Origin of the sequence: Nocardia sp. 2TAF39 (genome assembly GCF_052114905.1) — a bacterium.
In the GTDB taxonomy this organism is placed as follows: Bacteria; Actinomycetota; Actinomycetes; order Mycobacteriales; family Mycobacteriaceae; genus Nocardia.
This window is the reverse complement of record NZ_JBFRFQ010000036.1, coordinates 1-17,100: the sequence shown is the minus strand read 5'-3', so window position 1 is coordinate 17,100 and position 17,100 is coordinate 1. Positions and strand designations below refer to the sequence as shown.

Genomic DNA, 17,100 nt, shown 5'->3' with positions numbered 1-17,100 from the left:
CCTGTGACCCCGACTACCGCAGCGGGTGTACGTCCCACAGCCAGACATCCTCGACGCGGGTCGGCGCGAATCCGAGCAGCTGCGTGACGGTTTCGCGCAGCACATCGCCGTTCGTGGTCGTTGGCAGCACCAACACGTCGGCCTGCCAGAACCGCAGGTCGTCCAGTGCCAGCGAGCGGGTGTCGGCGTCGATCGGCGGCACCACACCGGTGTCCTGGGCCCCCACCAGCAGTGCGGTCGTCGGGCGGATGTCCGGGCCGTAGATTCCTTTCTTCGTCGCGCCGGTCGGCCCCACGAAGTAACCTCCGGCGAGCGGGAAATCGAAGTCGGCGTCGGCCTGCCAGCGCAGCGCCCGCGCGTCGGGCGGTCGCGGTGGCGGCACCATGACCACCGAACCGTCCGTGACGTACTGCCGTACCGTCCCGTCCGCGAAGAACTCCGGCGTCGGCGCCCGGTTGGTCACCGGGAGGATGGTGGGGGTCAGCGGCAGCAGCGCGCACGTGAGGACGCCGAACCAGGCCAGTGGCTTCCAGTCGACTGCGGACTGTTTCCATGTCGTCACCGCCCGCTCGGTGGCCAGTGCGAGCACCGCCGCGATGGCCGGGATCGCGGCCATCGTCAGCCTGGTCTCCAGCACCGTGTTCAGCAGCGGCACGTGTTCCGCCCAGCGCCACGGCAGTTCGATGCCGGTGGATTTCTTGCCGATCGTGGCGACCGCGCCCAGCGAGAGCACGCCGAACACGGCGATTACCGCACCCGCGGCCCGCACCACCCGGTCGCGCCACAGCAGCGCCACCGCGATGACGACCAGGAGCAGCAGGGGCCACCCGAAGTACGCGTTCTGTTCGGTCGGATTGATCGCCACGTTCTGGCCGGGGGAGAACACGCCGCCCAGCGATTCGGACGGGAACTGCACCAGCGCATCGACGTCGTTGCCCATCGGGCCGTGGTCGATCGACCGATAGCTCTGCGGTCCGAAGAATTGCCACCATAGTGGAATCTCGGTGAGCATCATCGTGATGCCCGCGGCGAGCGCCACGGTAGGGGTGATCCGGCGCAACACTCGCCCGGCGATGCGCGGCGCGTGCGAGTAGTAGACGAGGGCGAACAGTCCGAAAGCCAGAGCGAAGATCAGCAGCGGCTCTTCGCCGAGCGCGATCTGCAGCGCGACCAGCAGGCCGAGCGCAACGGCATCGCGGACCCGCCTGCGCGGCCGATCAGGTCCGCTCATAACTCCGCTTCGCTGGCGCTCGGCTCCGTCATGCGCGATGTGCGCTGTATTGCTGGTTCGCTCACTCACGCCTGCCCGCCGCGCCATCCGGATCAGCTGACCGGCGATGATCGGAAGCAGCGCCAGCACAACGAAATTCGGGTGCGCACTGGCATGCGAGATCATTGCGGGGGCGAAACCACAGAACAATCCACCGATTCCGGCCGCCACCCGTGAGTCGACGAGCTCCCGGGAGAACAGCAGATACCAGGCGAACGCGGTCCCGGCCAGCCCGAGGGTGAGCACGAGCACGAATGTGACGGTGGGCCCGAAGAGCAGGGTGATCGGGGTCAGCGGAACGCCGACGCCGAAACTGGCCGTGTTGGCCATCATGTTCACCCCGGCCGGGAAGTTCTGCAGGTCGGTGCCGAGCGGGTTCCGCAGGGTCGCCACCGAGTGCGCCGTGACCGCGAAGAACCACTCCCACATCGTCTGGTCCTGACCGCTCTTGATCAGGTACCCGCTGTCCGTGTCACGCCACTGACCCGACAGCACTGTGGCCGCCAGCGCCAGGTAGCCGGTCGCGACGAGAAGATCGGTGCGGTGGAACCGGATTCGCGGGCGCCGGCGCGTGGGCGGCGCGTGCGGCGGTCTGCTGAGCACGCCGGTCGGTGTCGTTTTCTCGGTCGCGACCCCTACCGCCGCCGACGCCGCCTGCCCGGCAGTTTCGACGTCCTGTGCCCGTTCCACCTGCAAATCGCTCCTCTATAGCGCTGGATCAGCCGCCCAACGTACCCGACCACGCCGTGCGTGGACTGACAACCGGAGAAGTCGTCCACTGTCTCCGGATTTCGACCTCCTCGTGTAGCAGGGGATTAGCGCCTTCCTGCCGGAACACGCTTACCGGTGGACGGTGACGAGCGTGAACGGGCCGATATCGGTGGTCGTGAAACGCGGGTCGGCGAACAGCTTCTTCGGGAAGCTCACCGTGTAGCGCGCCACGTTCGGGTCGTTCGGGTACACATCCTTGGCCAATCGCAGCGTGTAGGTGTCGCCGGTGGACCGGAACAGGAACGCGTCCGGCGCGCGCCACGGGCTCGCCGCCAGTGCGTCCAGCAGCGCGTCCGGCGTCTTCAGCTTGCTCCAGCCCTCGATGGTCGCCGCCCGGCCCGCGAAGTCCGCGAGCGGGTTGGCGTAGTGCGAGGTGAGCGCTTGGAAGCCGAAGTAGGGATAGAAGGAGAGGAAACTGGTGTCGGCGGTGAGCACCACCGTGTCCGAGCGCGGACGCCCGGTCTGTGCCGTCAGCGCCGCGTCCACCTCGCGATAGAACGACACTGCCGATGCCGCGCGTTGGTCGGCACGCTTCCCGTCGCCGTCGGTGTCGGTGTATGCGGTGGTGATCTCTGCCGCAAGGATGTGCGGAATGTTCTGAGTGAACGCAAGCGCCCCGACCATGGCGACGACTACCACCGTGAGCCGAAACCGACCGGGTTCATTCAACGCCTGATAGATCGCCCGCGCGCCCTCCACGAACCCGAATGCGCCGGCTGCGGCGAGCAGCACGAGCAGAATCGGCTCCAGCCGGAACGACAGCAGTGTGGTGCCCGCCGCGGTCGCCGCCATGGACAGCAGCGTCCACAGGTAGATCGCCAGCACCCCGATCGCCAACGCCTGTGCCCGCCGCGACGAGGCGGCGCGCAGTACCAGCCACATGGTGCCGATCATGCACAGCGCGCCGAGCAGGGAGAACTCGAACATCGGCAGCGGAAGTGCCGAACCCGACTCGGGCAGGTAGTGGAGTGCGGTGCCGGAGCTGGCGGTCGCACCGCGCAGCGCCTTCAGCAGGTACGGCGTCCACACGATCAACGCGACCAGCCCGGCGACCACCCCGACCACCACCAGCCGCACCAGCGGTGGCACTGCGGCGCGCCACGCCGAGCCTTTCGTGCCCGGGCCACCGCGGTCGCGCTTCGGATGATCGGCCGCGTGTTGCTCGCGTACCGCGAAGGCGGCCGCCACCAGCCCCATCAGCCCGATCGCGAATGCCGCGACACCGAAGTAGAGGGTGTAGAACGTGGCCGCCAGACCGAGGAAAAGGCCGGTGCCGATGACCGCGGCCCAGCCACCGGCGGTGCCGCTCACCCGCGCCGCTGGATCGCTGTCCGACGCTGCCGTGCGGGTCCCGACGTTCTCCAGCGGCCGATACAGTGCGCCCCAGGCGAGGACCAGCGCGGGCGGGAACAGGATCACGATGACGGCGCTGTAGGCCTCCGGGGCGGAGTAGGCCACTGCGACCGCCGTGATCGCTGCGGCGACGCCGACGGCCCAGTCCGCGCGAATCAGCTTGGACCACAGCACGAGTGCGACGACCGCGGCCACCGCGAGGAAGCCGATCGCGTACGGCTTGAACACCTCCCAGCCGTCCATCCCGAGCAGGTTCGCCACGCGCCCGCCGATCCAGAACCAGCCCGACGGGTAGTACGGCGGCAGATCCGCGTAGGTCATGTCGCGCAGCGCGGCGGAGTCGGTGAGCCGGGTGAGGAACTCGGTGCGGAACTCCTGGTCCACCGACACGCCGAACAGATACAGCTTGGTCGCGGCAAGCGGCATGCCGAGGGTGACCGTGACGAACGTCGAAATCCCCACCCAGGACAGCAGTTTCGCGATCCACGGCCACTTGCGCAGCCGCAGCAGCGCGATCGCCGCAGCCAGCAGCGCGGCCGCAGCGACCTGCCCGACCGTGGTGAGCGCCCGCGTCACGTTCGAGGAGTTGAAGGCGGGCCACTGCACCATCGAGAACGCGACCAGACCGACGGCGGCCACCGTGGCGGCGACCAGCGTCGCGAGCGCCGCCTCGCCGACACCGGAAGCGATCTGCCGCACCAGCGGCGCCAGCCGTCCCGGCACCGGGGCGGGACCATCGGAGCGCGGCGGCGCTTCGCCGGGCACAGTCACCGTGGTCAACGAACCGCTCCGTATCCGATTGCAGCGCTGCGTGCTCGCGGCTCGGCTCGCATCCGACCGACCGAGACCAGCGCCTTCGGCGCATGCGCTTCGGTCGTTCGGACGCGAGCAAGGCCGCGAACGTGGTCGTCGCACTCGATTACTCGCATGGCGCCTCCGGATTCACTGGGGGTCGACTCCGTCAGACGATAGGTGCCCGCGTGATCGATGATCACGCGGGCACCGCGGTCCGAGCTCGATAGCAGGGATCAGATCGGCAGCCTGCGGAAGATCGGCCGTGGGATGTGCCGCAGGATCATCATCACGTAGCGGAAGGGTCCAGGTGCCCAGACCAGATCCTTGCCCCTCTGCGAGGCTGAGACCGCCAGCACCGCGATGTCTTCCTTGTCGATGGTGAGCGGAGCCTCTTTGACGTGCGCCGAGAACCTGGTCCGCACCATGCCGGGCCGGATCACCAGCACGCGCGGGCCGTGCGGGCGCAGCGCCTCGCCGAGCCCGAGGTAGAAACCGTCCAAGCCGGCCTTGGTCGACCCGTAGACGAAGTTCGAGCGCCGTACCCGTTCACCGGCGACAGAGGACATGGCGATGATCCGCCCGAAGCCCTGCGCCTTCATCTTCTCGCCGACCAGCACGCCGACGGAAACCGCTGCGGTGTAGTTGATTTCGGCGACCAGCACGGCTTTGCGCTGGTTCTGCCACAATTCTTCCGGATCACCGTCGAGGGCGAACGCGACGATGGCGACGTCCACGTCGCCGGCGTCCCAGGCCGCCTCGATGACCTTCGGGTGGCTCTCGGTGTCGAGTGCGTCGAAATCGATGACCTCGATCTGGCCCGCGCCCGCCGCCTTCATCTGAGAAACCGCTTCCTCGCGCAGCGGATCGCCGGGCAATGCCGCGAGGATGATGCGCGCGGGCCCCTTCTTCAGGTACTCCGCGCAGATTGCCAAGCCGATCTCCGAGGTGCCACCCAGCAGAAGAATCGACTGCGGGTTACCAACGGCATTGATCACTGCAGCTCCAGTCTTCTCGCCATATCGGACATGAAAACGCCTGTGGGATCGACACTGCGGCGGATCTTGATCCACTCGTCGATCCGCGGGTACATCCGGTGGAACGTCTCCGCCGTGGTCCGCGAGTCCTTCGCGGTGTACAGCCGCCCGCCGAACTCGAGCACCCGCCGGTCCAGTTCGCCGACCAGTTCGTTCAAGCCCGGCTTGATCGGGAAGTCGACGCAGATGTTCCAGCCCGGCATCGGGAAGCTCAGCGGAGCCTGGTTACCCGGACCGAAAAGCTTGAACACATTCAGCGCCGAGTAGTGCCCAGACGCCTGGATGTCGACGATGATCCGCTTGAACTCCTCGACCGCCTCGGTCGGCACCACGAACTGATACTGCAGAAAGCCGTTGGAGCCGTAGCCGCGGTTCCACTCCGCGATCATGTCCAGCGGGTGATAGAACTGCGTCAGGTTCTGCACCTTGCCGGTGTAGTTGCCGCCCATCCGGTAGTACGCCTCACCGATGGACATCAGCGTCAGCTTGTTCATGGTCCAGTTCGGGAAGATGTCCGGCACCGTCATCAACTGCGGGGCGTCGAACTTCAGCGGCTTGCGCTGCAGTCGCTTGGGTAGCTCATCGAGCTTCGCCAGCCTGCCGCGGGTGATGGTGGCCCTTCCCAGCTTCGGAAGCGGACTGATCACGTCGAACCACGCACTCGAATACGTGTAGTTCGCCTCGCTGCCGTCGCTGTGCGCGGCGATCGTCTCGTCGAGGGTCGTGGTCTTCACGCCGTCGTTGAGGAAGTAGGCGGTTTCGGTCGGCACCATCTCGATGGTCGCGCGCAGGATGATCCCGGTGAGCCCATTGCCGCCGACGGTCGCCCAGAACAGCTTGGCGTTGCGCTTCGGCGTGATGTGCTGCACCTGCCCGTCGGCGGTGAGCAGATCGATCGAGCGCACGTGGTTGCCGAAGCTGCCCTCGCTGTGGTGGTTCTTGCCGTGGATGTCGGAGGCGATGGCGCCGCCGATGGTCACCTGGCGCGTGCCGGGTAGTACCGGCACCCACAGCCCGAACGGTAGAGCTGCCTTCATGAGCTGGTCGAGGCTGACGCCGCCATCCACGTCCACGATCCGCGTGTCACGGTCGATCCGATGGATGTCGTTCAGCGCGGTCATGTCGACGACCAGGCCGCCCGCGTTCTGCGCGTGGTCGCCATAGGAGCGGCCGAGGCCGCGCGCGATCACGCCGCGGCGCAGGTGGGCGGGCTTGTTGTCATTGTCCTCGGCGACCATGGCCACAGCCTTGGCGATCAATTCGGGATCGCTGGTCGAGAGCACTTCGGATGAGGTTGGTGCGGTGCGACCCCACCCGGTCAACGTACGGGTGCGCGTCGGAAGCGCGAACGCGTTCCGCGCGGCGGTGTCGTCGTTTGCGACGTCGGCGCCGTTGTCGTTCCCGGTTGTCGTGGTGGCGGTCGGAGCTTTCGTGGACATCGGCATAGAGGCTACAGGTATGACGGCACATCCGGTCGTCGTCGTCGAACCCACGGGTAGTGACGTACGCGTCGGTTTAGAACCGGATCCACGTGTCCGCCCCGGTCGGCGCTACGCTCGTCGGCGTGCAAGCCGAACCTCAACTGCCGCTTCCGGTCGAACTTCCGCTGGTCGACGAGCCAGGCGGCACCGATGTCGACCTGAAGACGCAGATCGTCCGGTTCACCGTTACCGGTGGGTTGTCGGCCGTCGTCGACTACGGGCTCTACAGTCTGCTGCTCAACCTGGTCGGACTTCCGGTGAGCGTCGCGAAGTCGATCAGCTTCGTCGCGGGCACCACCACCGCCTACCTGATCAACCGCCGGTGGACCTTCCAGGCGCCACCCAGCCGGATCCGCTTCCTCGCCGTGATCGCGCTCTACGCGCTCACCTTCGCGGTGCAGGTCGGCATCAACGCAGTGCTGTACCACTCACTCGACGAGGTGTGGTGGCGGCAACCACTGGCATTCGTCATCGCACAGGGCACCGCAACTGTGATCAACTTCGTCGTGCAGCGTCTGGTGATCTTCCGTATCTGATTTGCAGCGCCTGCGGCGCTGCGTGTTCGCGGCCCCTCTTGGCTCGCGTCCGAGCGATCGAGACTGGCGACTGCGCCGCAGCGCTTCGATCGCTCGGACGCGAGCCGGGCCGCGAACGGTGCTCGTAAGACTCGCACCCGTCGGGGTTGGTAGTGCGGTGAGCGGGGGTTTTGTGTTTGTTGGTGGGTAGTGGTGGCCGGGATTCGCGCTGCAGCGCGTGCGCGGCGATTGCTCGGATGCGAGCCGGGCTGCGAAGAGTGCTTGTAAGACTCGCACCCGTCGGGGTTGGCAGTGCGGTGAGCGGGGGTTTTGTGTTTGTTGGTGTGGTGGCCGAGATTCGCGCTGCGGCGCGTGCATTGCGGTTGCTTGGAAGTGAGCCGGTTCGCGGACAGGCGCCCGCAAGGACGGTCGTCATAGCAGCGTTGGACTCGATCCTGGACACCGTGCCAGTCCATGGGGGCCACTCGTGTACCGGGCAATCTGGTCGCCGGGACCCGGTTCCACAAGGTTCGGACACCGGACCGCGGTCGCACCGAAGTCGTGGCAAGGTCCGCCCGGCCGGGTTGTCTCCAGCCGGTCGGTGGTGCATGGGTTGCGCTGAATAGTGACTCAGCCCGGGATCAGGGTGACCGGAACTCCGTTGAATACGGCGTTGCCGGAGGGCACGTCGACCACGGAGTCGTCGGTGAGCACGTTGGCGTTGACGCCGGCGTGCGCGCGGGCGACCGTTTGCGCGCTGTCGGTGTGGCCCCAGCCGTGTGGCAGGCTCACCACCCCGGGCATGATCGCCTCGGTGGGCTCCAGCGGAACCGTCAGCGTCCCCGCGGCGGATTTCACTACGGCCTGGGCGCCGAGCCCGAGCCGCGCCACATCGGCCGGGTTGATGTGCAATGTGCAGCGATTGGAACCGCTCACCAGCGGCGCGATGTTGTGCATCCAGCTGTTGTTGGACCGCAGCTGGCGCCGTCCGATCAGGACGATGTCCGGCGCCGTGTCGGCGAGCCGCACCCGCATCCGCGCGACGTCCGCTAGTAGCGGCTGCGGCGCCAGGTCCACCTGCTTCGTTTCCGTGCGCAGTACGCCGGGCAGGCGCGGCTGCAACGGGCCGAGGTCGATGCCGTGCGGATTGTCCAGCAGCACTTGGAGATTGAGCGTGCCGCCGTTCCATTCGCCGTACGGCCCGAGGCGCAGCATCAAGTCGATGCGCTGCTCGGTGCTGCTCTCGCCGGTCAGCTCGGGGCGCCGATCCGTGAGCCCGGTCTTGTGCAGGGTGCCCGCGATGACCAGTTCGTCCGCGGCGGTGAGCGGGTCGGCTCCGTCGGAGCCGTCGTGCGGTCTGCCGGTCAGCGCCGCGGCGAGGCGGGCGAGGACCGCGGGCTCCGACGGCCGGTCGCCCAGCGGCACCAGCGGGCGCGAATAGCGGGCGTAGTTGCGGACGGCGAATTGCAGCAACGCGAAGTCGTAGTGTGCCGACTGGGTCGGTCGCGGCGGCGGCAGGATCATATCGGCGTGCCTGGTGGTTTCGTTCAGGTACCGGTCCACGCTGACCATGAAGTCGAGCTGGGCGAACGCGGTGTCCAGCCGTGCGCCGCTCGGTGCCGAGAGCACCGGGTTCCCGGCCACTGTCACCAGTGCGCGGATCTGTCCCGCGCCGGGGGTGGTGATCTCGTCGGCCAGCGTCGCCACCGGCAGCTCGCCCATGGCCTCGGGCAGCTCGCGGACCCGGCTGGTCCAGCGCCCGGTGCGGAACGGCCTGGTGCGCACGATGCCGCCCGCGGCCGCGCTGGCGAACATAGCACCGCCGGGGGAGTCGAGATTCCCGGTCAGCGTGTTGATCGCGTCGACGAGCCACTGCGTGATTGTGCCGAATTCGGCTGTGCAGGTGCCGATTCGGGCGTAGACCGCTGCGGTCGGCGCGGTGGCGAGCTCTCGGGCGAGCCGGACGATCGTCGGCGCAGGTACGCCGGTGCGCGTCGCCACTGTGTCCGGATCGAATGCGGCCGCGGCCGTGCGCAGTTCGTCCAGTCCGGTGACCTCGACCCGGATGTCGGTCAGATTCTCCGCGAACAATGTGTGCACGATGCCGAACAACAGGTACGCATCGCTGCCCGGACGGACGAACAGGTGCTCGTCGGCGAGCTTCGCGGTGCGGGTCACCCGGGGGTCCACCACGACGAAGCGGCCGCCCCTTCGCCGCAGCGCCTTCAGCCTGCCGGGAAAGTCTGGTGCGGTGCACAGCGAACCGTTGGATTCCAGCGGGTTCGCCCCGAGCATCAGCAGGTAGTCGGTGCGGTCCAGGTCGGGCACGGGAACGGTCAGCGGATCGCCGAACATCAGCCCGCTGGACACCTGCTTGGGCATCTGGTCTGCGGTGCTCGCCGAGTAGATATTCCTGGTGCCCAACGCGCGCAGCAGAATCGGCACGTACAGGGCACCCGCCACGGTGTGCGCGTTCGGGTTGCCCAGATACACCCCGGCCGATTGATTTCCGTGCTCGGCCACGATCGCGGGGAACCGCTCGGCGATGAGATCGAAGGCCTCGGTCCAGGACGCGGTACGCCACGTGTCGGTCGCGCGGTCGCGGATCAGCGGTTCGGTCACCCGATCCGGGTCTTCGTCGAGGTGTCCGAAGCTGGCCCCCTTAGGGCAGAGGAAGCCTTTGCTGAAGGGATCCTGTCGATCGCCGCGGACCGAGGTCACGTGGTCGTCGGCGTCCAGGGTGAGTTCGAGTCCGCAGACCGCCTCACACAGTGGGCAGGTCCGCAGCAGAGTGCGCGATTCTGTGATCGGGGGCATACCTCATCTTGGGCCCTCGTGGCGGAACTGAAAAGAGAACGACCGACATCGACAACCCCGAACAACCGGTACCCGATGAGCGCTTCGGAGGTGGGGTTCCGGAGCTTCGGCGCGGATACCGGTCGTGACCAGGCTGATCAGCTGGCTGCCTCGCCTTCGCTCGGCTCGGCGGACAGCGTCCGGCTCTGTCCGAGATGCGGTCGGGCCGGTGGTCAGCAGGCGAGCTCGATCGGAGACGCGCTCTTTCAGCAGGCGATGGTCAGCTTCGTGTGGTGCGCCGTGGTCGCGGCTCGCACAGCGGCGCTGATCGCGACGACCGGCGGCACCCAGCGGGCCTCGGCGGGCGCGACACCCCAGCAGGCCGAACCGGCCGAGAGCTGGGTGGGCGGCAGAGGGATCCCGGCGCCGTCGGTGTAGACCTTGGCGCCGGCCTCGCGCAGTGCCGCGAACGCCAGTGCGGCCTTGCGGACGCCGGTGACCAGGTGGATCTCGCGGCGCTGTGCGCCGGGGATTTCGATCACAGGGCCGGACAGGTTGTTCGCGCGCAGGTAGCGGCGGACCTCGCCGGCCAGCTCGCCGGTGACCTCGATGGCGGACAAGTCTTCATCCGTGATCAGGCTGAGACCGTTAGCCGTTTCGGCGACCGTCCATCCGCGCTGGTTGTAGTCCTGCGCAGCGGCGGTCATGTCGGCCGCCGAGACGGAAGTCGGAAACGTGGTGCGCACTGTCTTCTCCATTCCCCGGTAGATCTAGGTCCTGCATTCATGGGTCGTATCGGCGGGGGACGCCGGGAGCGTTACGCGATCTTGGAAACTATTTCCCGAGTGTCGCCTACATCTCATTTCCGAGCGTGGTCGACCGCGTACTGCCAGGTGCCCGAGGTGGCTCGCAGTTGTTGCCACGCCGCTACTTTCGACCGCCGAGCTGATCGGTGGCTGTGTCGATGCTGCGAGAGTGCTGTGGATGGTGTGACTCCTGTTGCGGGAGCGACAACTTCCTGTTGGCGCGCGCTCCAGGTGGATTGCGCCGGTGCGAACGGGGAGGATTTCGGCATGAGTGAGCGCAGCGGGCGAACGATGAGCACAGCCGAGCGCAGCGGCGAAGCCTCGCCGGCGAGGCGCAGTCATGAGCGATGAATCCAACGGCACCGGCGCGCCCGCGGGAAGTGCGGTGCCGGACGCGGAGGGGTGCGACGCCGAATCGCGTTGGATCGCATGGAAAGAGTCGGCGGCCAAGCGGTTCTCCCGCGGCGATGTCGACGAGGAGGAGGCCACCGAGCCGTTCCGGAGCCCGCGCGCCTTCCGGCTGTGGGGCGTGGCGGCGGCGCGCGCTCTGCTCGATGTTCAGTTCCGCCGCCAGGCCACTCGCACGCTGCTTCCGCTGGCATACATCCTCGGGCTGGTGTTCGCCTTCGCCGCGCCGATCGCGGTGACCGTCGCGATGTGGCGGGTGTCCGCGGTGCTGGGCATGCTCGCCGCGGTGATCGCGGTTCCGCTCGGCCTGACCATCGCCGCCGTCGTGCGCCTGATGCTCGAGTTCCTTGTCAATGCGTCCCGCCTCGCGACCAGGGTGGAACACATCAGCGAACTGGCCGACGATCTGTTCCAGGCGCTGTCCGACGTGGCCGAGCCGGTCAACCAGCTTTCCGAAGACGTTCGGGCGGTGCAGTTCTGGCGCTTCCGTGGGCGCGGCCCGCGTAGGTAGCATGCGAAACCACGCTGCGCGGAAGCATTTTGGTGTGCCCGCACCGGTCTTGACGGCGAGGGCGACAGTGACCGGCGTCAGTTTTGCTGTGAAACAATGCTATGCGAGCGCCCAGGTAGGCCCTTGCCAAGGTGCTCGTAGCACGCGTCAGCATCTCGGCGGGCCCGGCAATTCCCAGGTGTCGTTCAGTACGGCGCGGTGGGTCGGCAGGGCCTGTTCGTAGATTTCGCGGCCTTTCTCGGTGAGGCAGACGAACACGGCGCGGCGGTCTTCGACGCACATGGTGCGCTGCACCAAGCCGTCGCGCTCCAGTCGGGCCACGGCCCGTGACAGCGCGCTCTGACTGAGATAGATGTCGTTGGCCAGGTCGCTCATGCGGTAGTCGCCGCAGTTCGCATCGATCAGCCGGTCCAGCGTCTCGAACTCACTGAGCCCGATCCGATGCTGACCCTGTAGCGCTTTCTCGAGTGCGCAACTCACCGTCGCGTGCCGGTCGAGCAGCTCGCGCCACTCCCCAACCAGCCCGGTCGGCGCGACGGTGCGCGGGGCTGTGTCCATGGTCGACGGCTTCGACATGGCCCCATCCTAGTGGTCACCCCACGTACATGCAAACACATTAAATGTGTTGGCATTTAATGCAGACGCATGTAATGTACCCCGCATGACTTCACCAGCAACGCTCTCGGCCGCCCAGGCGACCGATCCGACCAGATGGTCAACCCGGCTCTGGGGCATGCTGATCACCCTGTGCATCGTGCTGTTCCTCGATGGTCTCGACGTGTCGATGATCGGTGTCGCGCTGCCGTCCATCGGCACGGAACTCGATCTGTCGACCTCCACCCTGCAGTGGCTGGTCAGCGGCTACATTCTCGGTTACGGCGGCCTGCTGTTGCTCGGCGGACGCACCGCCGACCTGCTCGGCCGCCGCAAGGTCTTTCTCATCGCGCTCGCGGTCTTCGCGGTCGCCTCGCTGGCCGGCGGCCTGGTGAGCTCCGGCCCGCTGCTGATCCTCACCCGTTTCGTCAAGGGCCTCGCCGCCGCGTTCACCGCGCCGACCGGCCTGTCCATCATCACCACCAACTTCGCGGAGGGACCGGCAAGGAACAAGGCGCTGTCCATCTACACCGTGTTCGGCGCGGGCGGTTACTCCTCGGGGCTGCTGTTCGGCGGTCTGATGACCGGTGTCGGCTGGCGCTGGACCTTCCTGCTTCCGGTGCCGATCGCACTCGCCGCGCTGGCCGCTGCCTATGTGCTGGTGCCGAAGGACAAGCCCGCCGAGGACGGCGGACACGACCTCGTCGGTGCGCTGCTGTCCACCGCGGCCATGCTGTTGCTGGTCTACACCGTGGTCACCGCGCCGGCCGCGGGCTGGGCCTCGGCACGCACCATCGGCTCGTTCGTCGCGGTGGCGGCCCTGTTCGGCGGGTTCGTCGCGGTCGAGAAGCGGGTGCGCTACCCGCTGGTGCGGCTCGGTATCCTGCGCAAGTCCTCGCTGGTGCGGGCCAGCCTCGCGATTATCGCGGTGGCGGGCTCCTACTTCAGCTGGCAGTTCATCGTGACGCTGTATCTGCAGGACACGCTCGGCTGGTCGCCGCTGAAGCTGGCGATGGCGCTGCTTCCGGTCGGTCTGCTGGTCGTGCTGTCGGCGTTCTTCTCCGACAAGCTGGTCGACCGGTTCGGCACCGGGCCGATCATCGCGGTCACCATGGTCGTCATGGCCGTCGGCTACCTGATGTTCCTGCGGCTGGACACCGCGCCGTCCTACCTGACCATGCTGCTGCCGGCGGTGCTGCTCATCGGCATCGGCTGGGTCGGCTTCCCCGCCATCAATATCCAGGCCACCAACGGCATCGATGACGAGGAGCAGGGCCTCGCGGCGGGCGTCTTGCAGACCTCCATGCAGGTCGGCGCGGCCATTGTGCTCGCGGTGACCACGGCGATCATCTCTTCCGGCGCGCACGCCGACATCTCGGCGACCGGGATGCTCGACACGTACCGACCAGGTCTGGAGTTCGCTGCTGGTGTCTCTCTAGTCGGCGCGCTCGTCGCTCTGCTGGCCTTCGCGCCGAAGTACCGCAGGCAGCAGCGGGCGGTCGAGGAACGAGAGCAGGAGCTGCAATTCGTCGGCTGACCCGGCCGCTAGCGAGCGCCATCACCCCGATCGGGGTGATGGCGCTCGGCGTTTCAGGAAAATGGCGGGGCGGCAGTGTCTTTGGCGGAGCGGATGAAGGTGAGTCTGTTACCGTCGCGGCCCACCTCCGGCCACTCGATGCCAAGCGTGGCGTCGAAGGCGTCGATGTCCCGGTCGAACTCGGGCTGATACTCGAGCGAACAAAGGTAGGTGACCGTCGACCCGTCCTCCAGTGAGAGGATCGCGTGCCCGAGTCCCTCGGACAGGAACACCGAGCGCCGATCGATGTCATCGAGCAGCACACTGTCCCAGCGGCCGTAGGTCGGTGAACCTCGGCGCAGATCGACCACTACGTCGAGGAACGCGCCGCGCACACAGGTTACGTACTTCGCCTGGCCCGGCGGGTCCTCGGTGTAGTGGATGCCGCGCAGCACGCCTGCCGCGGACACCGAGCAGTTGACCTGCTTCAGGTCGAACGACCGCCCGGTCGCCTTCTCGAACTCCGAGGCCTTGAAGCCCTCGAGGAACATGCCGCGATCGTCACCGAGCTGGCGTGGGGTGACCACCCACGCGCCGGGCACCGCGAGCTCCCGGAACTTCATGTTCACCAGTCCCGTCCGCGTTCGAGCAGGTCGAGCAGGTAGGTGCCGTAGCCGGACCGGACAAGCGGTTCGGCGAGCGTCCGCAGCTGCTCGTCGTCGATGAAGCCCATCCGCCAGGCCACCTCCTCCGGCACGCCGATCTTCAGGCCCTGCCGCTCCTCGATGGTGCGCACATAGTTGGCCGCGTCCAGCAGCGAGTCGAAGGTGCCGGTGTCCAGCCAGGCGGTGCCGCGGGCGAGCACGTCCACCTGCAGCCGATCCTGTTCCAGGTAGGCGCGATTGATGTCGGTGATCTCGTATTCGCCACGCGCCGAAGGACGTAGCGAGCGGGCGATCTCCACGACGTCGTTGTCGTAGAAATACAGGCCGGGGATGGCGTAGTTCGAGCGCGGCGCCTTCGGCTTCTCCTCGATAGAGACCGCGCGGCCTTCGGTGAATTCCACGACGCCGTAGGCCGTCGGGTCCGACACCCAGTAGGCGAACACCGCGCCGCCGTCGATCCTGTCGAAGCGGTTGAGGCTGGTGCCCAGGCCTGGACCGTGAAAGATGTTGTCGCCGAGCACGAGTGCGGCGCAGTCGGTGCCGATGTGGTCGGCACCGAGGACGAAGGCCCTGGCCAGGCCGTCCGGCTCCGGCTGGACCACGTAGTCGAGGGAAAGGCCGAACTGGGCGCCGTCGCCGAGCAGCCGCGCGAATGCGCCGGCGTCCTCGGGAGTGGTGATCACCAGGATGTCCCTGATCCCCGCGAGCATCAGCGTGGAGAGGGGGTAGTAGACCATGGGTTTGTCGTAGACCGGGACCAGCTGCTTGCTCACCCCGCGCGTGATCGGGTGCAGCCGGGAGCCGGTGCCGCCCGCCAAAATGATTCCGCGCATGCCCTGGAGTCTGCCAGTTTCACCCGCGCCGGGATTCGGCGAGGTTCCGAGAAGTGCTCGATTCGATTACAAGGGGTCTAGCTTCGGTACCGATCAGGTGATTCTGTTGCGTAGATCACGTTCTGCGTGGTTTTGTCGAACGACACTGTGTGAGATGTCAGCGCCGACAGCTCGCCTGTACCCCCGGTCCGGTCGTGACTCGGCGCGCCAGTTGTTAGGTAGGTGCGCGATGTCAGCGACCGAAGTCGGCGAGCCCGGCATTGTGGTGAATCCGGAGGGGCCGAGCGCGCAATCCCGCCTGCTGCTGGCGACCTTCATGGGTGTGGTGCGACCGGTGCTGCGTACGGTCCCGGTCACCAGGGCGACCATTCCGATCGGTGCCGCCGCGGTGCACGGGCTGGCGGGGCTGCGTCCCCGGCCGCGTGGCATCGACCGGGAGCAGGTATCGCTCAACGGCTTCCACCTGGAGATTATTCGCCCCGCCGGGGCCTCGCGTGCGCTGCGGCACGGTGCAGTGCTCTACATGCACGGCGGAGGCTTCGCGATCTGCAGCACCCGTAGCCACCGCCCGGTCGCGGCGAGCCTGGCCCGTCGCACCGGGCTGCCGGTGGTCAACGTCGAGTACCGCCAACTGCCCGGCCGACGTATCACCCAGTCGGTGCGGGACTGCATGACCGCCTACCGCTGGCTGCTGCGGCACGGCGCGGACCCGGCGCGGATCGTCTTCGCGGGCGACTCGGCGGGCGGATACCTGGCCTTCGCGACCGCGCTGCGCGCGCTCGAGTCGGGCTTGTCCGCGCCGGCCGGGCTGGTCGGACTGAGCCCCCTGCTCGACTTGGACTACGCGGCGAAGCGGGACTACATGAACGTCACGCGTGATCCCTATATCCCGCTGTCGGCGTTGGAGGCGGTGGTGCGAATCGGAGCCGAGGTCGACGGCATGCTCGATCCGCAACTATCACCGGTGAACGCGGGGTTGTCCATGCTTCCGCCAGTGCTCTTGGTCGCCGCCGAGGACGAGATACTGCGGTTCGATTGCGAGCTGATGACGCAGCGGCTCACCGCGGCGGGCGTGCCGAACACGCTGGAGCTGTGGCGTGGCCAGGTGCACGCCTTCATGAGCATCGCGCCGAACCTGCCGGAGAGCAGGGCGGCACTGGCGCGGGTGTCGCGGTTCGTGCGCTCTCGCATCGAGGAGGGCCAGCAGGCGCGGACAGCGTGAATCGTCCCGCCTGCCCAGGCGAGCCCCGCCCCGCAGCGGCCGGGACGGGGCTCGCGCCTGTGCGGACGGGGTAGATCGCCGGATCGCTCCGGTCACTCCGATCGCAGAAATCAGCCCGCCCGATGAATTCCGAATAGAGGTATGCGGCCCTCGAATCGGCAGGTCGCTATGCAGACAGGGCGTATCACGAAGCAATAACTGTGCGCCCCGTGCAGTAGAGCAACTGTTCACCTCGCGATCAGCGCGCAGACGCGGGAGACCCCGTCCACGCTGTTGCGCGGACAGGGTCTCCCGACTTGTTTTCAGTTGTGCGAGTTCGGTTGTGGGTTTTACTTCGCAGGGGTGAACGGCTGGTTGATCGTCGTGAAGTACTGGATCGCAGCGCCGATGGCGACCGGGGCGGTGACCAGGAGTTGGCCGGCGAGGGTGCCGAGGGCGCCGACGGCGATGATGCCGCCGAGGCAGCCGATGGCGGCGGCCGGGATGAACGCGCCGAACAGGCCGACGATGGTCGCCGCGGCGACGGTCGC

The 17,100-nt window shown here is 67.4% G+C and carries 13 protein-coding genes and 1 pseudogene; 4 read left to right on the top strand and 10 right to left on the bottom strand.

Annotated features, from left to right (window positions below):
• Positions 1 to 13: 13 nt before the first annotated feature.
• The 4 genes from AB4Z47_RS21155 to AB4Z47_RS21140 all read right to left on the bottom strand — a co-directional run bounded on the left by AB4Z47_RS21155 (position 14) and on the right by AB4Z47_RS21140 (position 6,668).
• Positions 14 to 1,873, bottom strand: coding sequence for a glycosyl transferase (locus AB4Z47_RS21155; protein ID WP_441953099.1), 1,860 nt, complete (start codon positions 1,871 to 1,873; stop codon positions 14 to 16).
• 237 nt (positions 1,874 to 2,110) lie between these two features.
• Positions 2,111 to 4,105 (bottom strand): arabinofuranosyltransferase, encoded by a 1,995-nt coding sequence (locus AB4Z47_RS21150; protein ID WP_441953098.1) that lies wholly within the window; start codon positions 4,103 to 4,105, stop codon positions 2,111 to 2,113.
• Positions 4,106 to 4,422: 317 nt separating this feature from the next.
• Positions 4,423 to 5,184 carry a decaprenylphospho-beta-D-erythro-pentofuranosid-2-ulose 2-reductase gene (locus tag AB4Z47_RS21145; protein ID WP_441953034.1) on the bottom strand — a complete coding sequence of 254 codons (762 nt, stop codon included), beginning with the start codon at positions 5,182 to 5,184 and terminating at the stop codon, positions 4,423 to 4,425.
• Positions 5,181 to 6,668 carry an FAD-binding protein gene (locus AB4Z47_RS21140; RefSeq protein ID WP_441953033.1) on the bottom strand — a complete coding sequence of 496 codons (1,488 nt, stop codon included), beginning with the start codon at positions 6,666 to 6,668 and terminating at the stop codon, positions 5,181 to 5,183. Before AB4Z47_RS21140 ends, AB4Z47_RS21145 begins: the two co-directional genes overlap by 4 nt.
• 119 nt (positions 6,669 to 6,787) lie before the next feature.
• On the opposite strand from AB4Z47_RS21140, the gene AB4Z47_RS21135 reads away from it, so the two are divergent.
• On the top strand, positions 6,788 to 7,240 hold the full coding sequence (locus AB4Z47_RS21135) for a GtrA family protein (protein WP_441953032.1): 453 nt from the start codon (positions 6,788 to 6,790) through the stop codon (positions 7,238 to 7,240).
• Between the two features lie 609 nt (positions 7,241 to 7,849).
• Here the strand turns inward: AB4Z47_RS21135 and AB4Z47_RS21130 are convergent.
• Positions 7,850 to 10,036, bottom strand: coding sequence for a molybdopterin-dependent oxidoreductase (locus tag AB4Z47_RS21130; protein ID WP_441953031.1), 2,187 nt, complete (start codon positions 10,034 to 10,036; stop codon positions 7,850 to 7,852).
• A 245-nt stretch (positions 10,037 to 10,281) separates the two neighbouring features.
• Positions 10,282 to 10,761, bottom strand: coding sequence for a hypothetical protein (locus AB4Z47_RS21125; protein WP_441953030.1), 480 nt, complete (start codon positions 10,759 to 10,761; stop codon positions 10,282 to 10,284).
• Between the two features lie 400 nt (positions 10,762 to 11,161).
• Between AB4Z47_RS21125 and AB4Z47_RS21120 the strand changes: the two genes are divergently transcribed.
• Positions 11,162 to 11,740 carry a DUF4282 domain-containing protein gene (locus AB4Z47_RS21120; protein WP_441953029.1) on the top strand — a complete coding sequence of 193 codons (579 nt, stop codon included), beginning with the start codon at positions 11,162 to 11,164 and terminating at the stop codon, positions 11,738 to 11,740.
• Between the two features lie 147 nt (positions 11,741 to 11,887).
• On the opposite strand, the gene AB4Z47_RS21115 is transcribed toward AB4Z47_RS21120, so the two are convergent.
• Positions 11,888 to 12,316 (bottom strand): MarR family winged helix-turn-helix transcriptional regulator, encoded by a 429-nt coding sequence (locus tag AB4Z47_RS21115; protein ID WP_441953028.1) that lies wholly within the window; start codon positions 12,314 to 12,316, stop codon positions 11,888 to 11,890.
• An 85-nt stretch (positions 12,317 to 12,401) separates the two neighbouring features.
• Between AB4Z47_RS21115 and AB4Z47_RS21110 the strand changes: the two genes are divergently transcribed.
• Positions 12,402 to 13,871, top strand: a complete 1,470-nt coding sequence (locus AB4Z47_RS21110; protein ID WP_441953027.1) for an MFS transporter — start codon at positions 12,402 to 12,404, stop codon at positions 13,869 to 13,871.
• 53 nt (positions 13,872 to 13,924) lie between these two features.
• On the opposite strand, the gene AB4Z47_RS21105 is transcribed toward AB4Z47_RS21110, so the two are convergent.
• Both AB4Z47_RS21105 and rfbA read right to left on the bottom strand, forming a co-directional pair.
• A complete protein-coding gene (locus AB4Z47_RS21105) occupies positions 13,925 to 14,473 on the bottom strand; it encodes a dTDP-4-dehydrorhamnose 3,5-epimerase family protein (protein ID WP_441953026.1) in 549 nt (182 codons plus the stop codon).
• Positions 14,474 to 14,475: 2 nt separating this feature from the next.
• Positions 14,476 to 15,348 (bottom strand): glucose-1-phosphate thymidylyltransferase RfbA, encoded by an 873-nt coding sequence (gene rfbA, locus AB4Z47_RS21100; RefSeq protein ID WP_441953025.1) that lies wholly within the window; start codon positions 15,346 to 15,348, stop codon positions 14,476 to 14,478.
• Positions 15,349 to 15,577: 229 nt separating this feature from the next.
• Here rfbA and AB4Z47_RS21095 point away from each other — a divergent pair, with 229 nt between their 5' ends.
• Positions 15,578 to 16,570 (top strand): alpha/beta hydrolase, encoded by a 993-nt coding sequence (locus AB4Z47_RS21095; protein WP_441953024.1) that lies wholly within the window; start codon positions 15,578 to 15,580, stop codon positions 16,568 to 16,570.
• Between the two features lie 329 nt (positions 16,571 to 16,899).
• On the opposite strand, the pseudogene AB4Z47_RS21090 reads toward AB4Z47_RS21095, so the two are convergent.
• A pseudogene (locus tag AB4Z47_RS21090) lies at positions 16,900 to 17,100 on the bottom strand (hypothetical protein); the annotation flags it as partial.

What these genes read in the sequence shown, in the direction of transcription:
- AB4Z47_RS21140 (WP_441953033.1), bottom strand. Translation starts at nt 6,668, where the DNA reads ATGCCGATGTCCACGAAAGCTCCGACCGCCACCACGACAACCGGGAAC.
- AB4Z47_RS21130 (WP_441953031.1), bottom strand. Translation starts at nt 10,036, where the DNA reads ATGCCCCCGATCACAGAATCGCGCACTCTGCTGCGGACCTGCCCACTG.
- AB4Z47_RS21120 (WP_441953029.1), top strand. Translation starts at nt 11,162, where the DNA reads ATGAGCGATGAATCCAACGGCACCGGCGCGCCCGCGGGAAGTGCGGTG.
- AB4Z47_RS21115 (WP_441953028.1), bottom strand. Translation starts at nt 12,316, where the DNA reads ATGTCGAAGCCGTCGACCATGGACACAGCCCCGCGCACCGTCGCGCCG.
- AB4Z47_RS21110 (WP_441953027.1), top strand. Translation starts at nt 12,402, where the DNA reads ATGACTTCACCAGCAACGCTCTCGGCCGCCCAGGCGACCGATCCGACC.
- AB4Z47_RS21105 (WP_441953026.1), bottom strand. Translation starts at nt 14,473, where the DNA reads ATGAAGTTCCGGGAGCTCGCGGTGCCCGGCGCGTGGGTGGTCACCCCA.
- rfbA (WP_441953025.1), bottom strand. Translation starts at nt 15,348, where the DNA reads ATGCGCGGAATCATTTTGGCGGGCGGCACCGGCTCCCGGCTGCACCCG.
- AB4Z47_RS21095 (WP_441953024.1), top strand. Translation starts at nt 15,578, where the DNA reads ATGTCAGCGACCGAAGTCGGCGAGCCCGGCATTGTGGTGAATCCGGAG.